The following is a 4,329-nucleotide window of genomic DNA, read 5'->3' as shown; positions in this document are numbered from 1 at the left end:
ATCTTAAAACCCCAACCCCAAGAAAAACGGACACATCTCCTGAAACCACACAGGGGTGAAGTTGTTAAGATAGACCATTCAGCCTTTAGATATGATAAAAATCTGGTAAAAATCCCTGAAAGCTGGGGAAAAGTTAGCGAAATCGGTGCTGCTGCTTTTGGTGATGCACAAGCGTTGAAAGACATTCCCGACTCTTGGGGAAATGTTAAAACAATACGCGAGGTAGCTTTCGTCGGTACTGGGATAACCAAGTTGCCGGATTATTTAGGTAACCTGACTTCTGTTAAAGGCGCATTCAAAGACATGAGTTTGGGCGCTCCGGTCTTTAAGGTTGCTGATGAGCAGCTAGAACAAACCGTGCAGATGCTTAAGAATAACATTACTGACAACCATTACGTTATGGGGATTAAGGGACCGGTTTATTTGCGGCCCGAATCTGGGAAGAATCCTAATCATGTGGCGTCGGTGCCGGGCAAGATTATTATTTTGGTTGATACCAAGGTGACTGCCAAATATGTGGACGAGAACGGTAAAGAGCTAAAACCAGCAACAGAGCAGGTATTGAACACCCTCGATGGGGGAGACGAATATAATTTCTCGCCTCCCGTGATTGCCGGTTACAGCGTGCCAGAGGTGCAAAAGATTGCTCTTGATGGGGAAGATAAAGAACTAACTTTCGTTTATAAACCGGTTCCAGAATCCTTGAAGAACACCACCTATGGTTTGTTAGAGTTAAGCGGTAAGCTCACTAATGAGCCGGCAGATGAAAAAGGGAACTTCCCCAGCTCTGATATCCTTAAAGACCAGATAGGTAAAAAGCTGCGTACCGATATCACCTATGGTGGGGACGCGCCCGGCGCTGAGCTAGCTAACGGGGTTATTCGGGTAACCTATGATCCGTCCCGGGTCGAGTATGTAGAATCTGGAATTAAAGATGCCTACGGTTTTACTTCTGCTACCGTGGTCGCCCCCGGCGTCCTCGAAATAAAATTAAAAGAAAATTACGGTGCGAATCGCAGAACCTCCATCCCGATTCACTGGCGGTTAAAAGAGCGGGTTACTCCCTCGGATGGGAGCTATCCCGTCACTGCTACCTTGATAGAAACGGCTGATGATGGAACCCGTTACGTGGTTAAGCCCAACCCGGCATCCCAGCCCGGGCCGGTGAACTTGCAAGGTTACTATTTGATGCCCACCTTTATCAAAGATGCGGTAGGGTGCAGCCTGGGGGTGTGCCGTGATTATGATGAAGACGAAAATGGGCACGTAGCCGAGACCGGTAAAAACGCGGTCACCTTTACGTTCGGGATTAAAAAAGACCTGTTCCGTAACGTGAAGGGTTACACCATCACCGATGTTTTACCCGAGTACACCAAAGCAGACGGAACCACTGCTCGTGCCCAGTTCGTGGCGGAAGAAAACCCTGGCTGGACGCTTGGGGGCGACGGGGTGACTCTGACTTATACGGATAAAGATCGAATAATTCACAGCGAATACGCCGGTTTAGGCACGCTAAAGCTCCACTTCCCGGGGGCGAAAAAGCAAGAAAGAATCAACAATAGTGCCGACTTCACCCTGACTCCTGAAGAACAAGGGGCTAAAGAACCCGTAATTACCGGGTCGGCAAGAACCAGGATTAGTTTCTATAAGCCAATCGAAACCTTCCCCTCCGGGACTGCCCTCGATAAAAAAGCAGACGGGCCGCACTATGTGGACGCGGAACCCACCCTGTTTGACACCGACAGTGACCGGAAAAAAGAAATCAACTGGAGTGTTTACACCGATAACACCACCCAGACTGCTGGAATCGTGAACGTAGAAGACTACAACCTAGATAAACGGTTGCGCTATACCGGGGTAACCCCCGATCCGTTCTTTATCGGCGGGAAACTAGAAATCTTGTCCTCGAAAGATGGGGTAGACAAACATTTATATTCCATAGATATTACTGACGGTAAACGCATCGAACTGCCCGAAGAATTAACTAAATACCCTGATATTTGGTTGCGGTGGGTCAGCAAAACCCAGGCGCAGCCTGGAAAACGTACCATCAGTAAAGTACACACGCGTTTTAGGGACAGCGCTAAAAAGCTGTGCGAACAAACAAAGTGTGAAGCCCCCCTAGCTAACTCGGTACGCTCTGGTGAAAAAAAGAAAGAAGCATTCATCAACATTCGTCCCGAGGGTAAAACCATAAAAGCTCTCAAATGGAACACTTTTGAAAAACTCACCCTCACCGGTAAGACCGGTACCTATACCGTGGGCGCCGAAATAGAAACCGACTATGGTGTACCCTTGACTGCCTTTGAGCTGGTAGACGTGTTGCCCAATGGGCTAGAAGTACAAGGCGTGACCATGACCGGGACATTCGCGGCTCTGCCGGGAGCGCGGTACGAAATCGTATCTAACTGGAATAATACTGGGCGGCAAGCGGTCAGGTTCCTCGCCGACCAGGTTACCAACGTAAACGATGTTTACAACGTGGGACAGCTAGAAACCTATATCTCCAAACGTACCCCCGGCGGCTTTATGGTAAACGAAGCATTCGTGCGCGCCCAAGGGAAAATTGTCTACCTAAACAAAGTAGAAAATGACCCGGTAGCCGGGACAGGTATTTGGTCAAAGGCCGAGAATACCACCAAGGTTTCAGTCGGAGATGAAACTTATATCTACAAGCGGATACGAAAAGCCAAACCCAACGCGCCCTGGACCGACAAAATCCAGACCCTGGCAGGAGCAAACTTCGAATACCAGTTACGGCTGGGATACGGGGAAACTCCCGAACGAAACTCGGTGATATATGACCTGTTACCGGTAGCGGGAACCGAGGCGCGAGAAGGCTCTAACCTGATAAACCAATATCGCAGCGGAGCAAAAGTAACCTTCGCAATGGCAGATGGGAGCAGTGTGCCCGGCTGGAAAGCCCAATACACCTGCGATACCAATCTGACAAAAGAAACCCTTAAAGGTGCTACCTGGAACGATGAACCCTGTGGGGCAGTGACCGGTTTGAAACTAAGCACCAGCAGTGAGCAGAAGGCACGCTCCGAAGTGTGGGCAACCGTCCCCATGATTGCTGGCCCGGCGGGCGCTGATCCGCGCTCCCAAGAACACCTGGGTAAACAGGCAATAAACGACTTTTCCTCCGACGGGGAATCCCACAAAGGCACGCTGTACTCGAACCAGGTAATCAATACCCTGGTTCCACCGCCCTCCAACATTATCCTGCATAAAACCGGGTTTAAGGTAGAGGGATTCAACGTGAAAGAAGATGCTCTTGCCGGAGCGCAATTTGGTTTATACGACCCGCAAGGTGTGCTGGTTGCTACCGCAATCTCTGGCGAAGACGGGACAGTATCGTTCAACGAGGTAGACGCGAAACCCGGCTGGACAGTGCGAGAACTATCCGCACCCGAAGGCTACCAGGTTAGCGATAAATCGTTCGTACTCACCTCGACCCACTTCAGCGACAAAAACTTTACCGACCAAAACGTTTACCAAATCGATTTAGGAACAGTAAAGAACTTCAGCCGTTGGCATCCGGTTGAGCCGGTTACTGGTTCGGTGGAGTTTACTAAGGTTGATGCGCTTGGTCATGTGTTGGCTGGTGTGGAGTTTACGGTTACTCCGGTTGCGGTTGAGGAGGTTAAGTGTTCTACTGCGGGCAAGAAACCTGGGGATGAGGATTGTAATCCTGTTGGTACGGGTAGGTTTGTGGCTCCTAATTCTGCGCCGGTGACGGTTCGTTCTAATGATGATGGTTTTGTGAAGTTTTATGGTTTGCCTGCGGGTCGGTGGCGTTTGACTGAAAACGTGGGTGATCGTCACCTGCAGCCGATCGCTCCGATTGATTTCACCATTACTCGTTGTACGGGTTCGGAGTGTACTAACTTGCGGGGGCTTAAATTGACTCTTGGCGTGGGTGGAAAGGTTGTGAACGATAAAGGCGCGGTGTCTTTGTCGAAGTTGGGTGTGCGGGGCATGGCTGGTAAGGGCAAGGTGTTTGGTGAGTGGCAGCGCGGTGATGGCGTGGTTAAGGCTGGTGCTTCTTTTAATCTTTATAAGGGTAAGGGGACTGGCGAGCTTGTTAGGTCGGTAACCACCGGGGGATCGGCTGCTAATGTCATCCTCGATAATCTGGTGGTTAATCAGGTTTATACCTTGGTAGAGACTAAGGCTCCTGAGGGTTATATCAAGAATAGTGAGCCATTGTATTTCCAGGTTGGCGCGGATGGGCGGATTTTAGACGCTGATGGTAAGGCGCTGCTGGTGCAGAGTGAGTTGTTGGTTCCTAATGAGGAGTCGAAGAAGGAGTCCTCGATTGTGGTC

At 50.1% G+C, this 4,329-nt stretch carries 1 protein-coding gene; it reads left to right on the top strand.

Annotation, left to right across the window (positions count from 1 at the left end; genetic code table 11):
- Window positions 1-4,329: SpaA isopeptide-forming pilin-related protein (locus tag PG728_RS09250; protein WP_270627265.1), on the top strand; the 4,329-nt coding region annotated here is incomplete at both ends.

The sequence above is a fragment of the Varibaculum timonense genome (assembly GCF_027694345.1).
GTDB classification, from domain to species: domain Bacteria; phylum Actinomycetota; class Actinomycetes; order Actinomycetales; family Actinomycetaceae; genus Varibaculum; species Varibaculum timonense_A.
The sequence above is the reverse complement of the archived record's forward strand: the minus strand, read 5'-3'. Positions and strand labels throughout refer to the sequence as shown.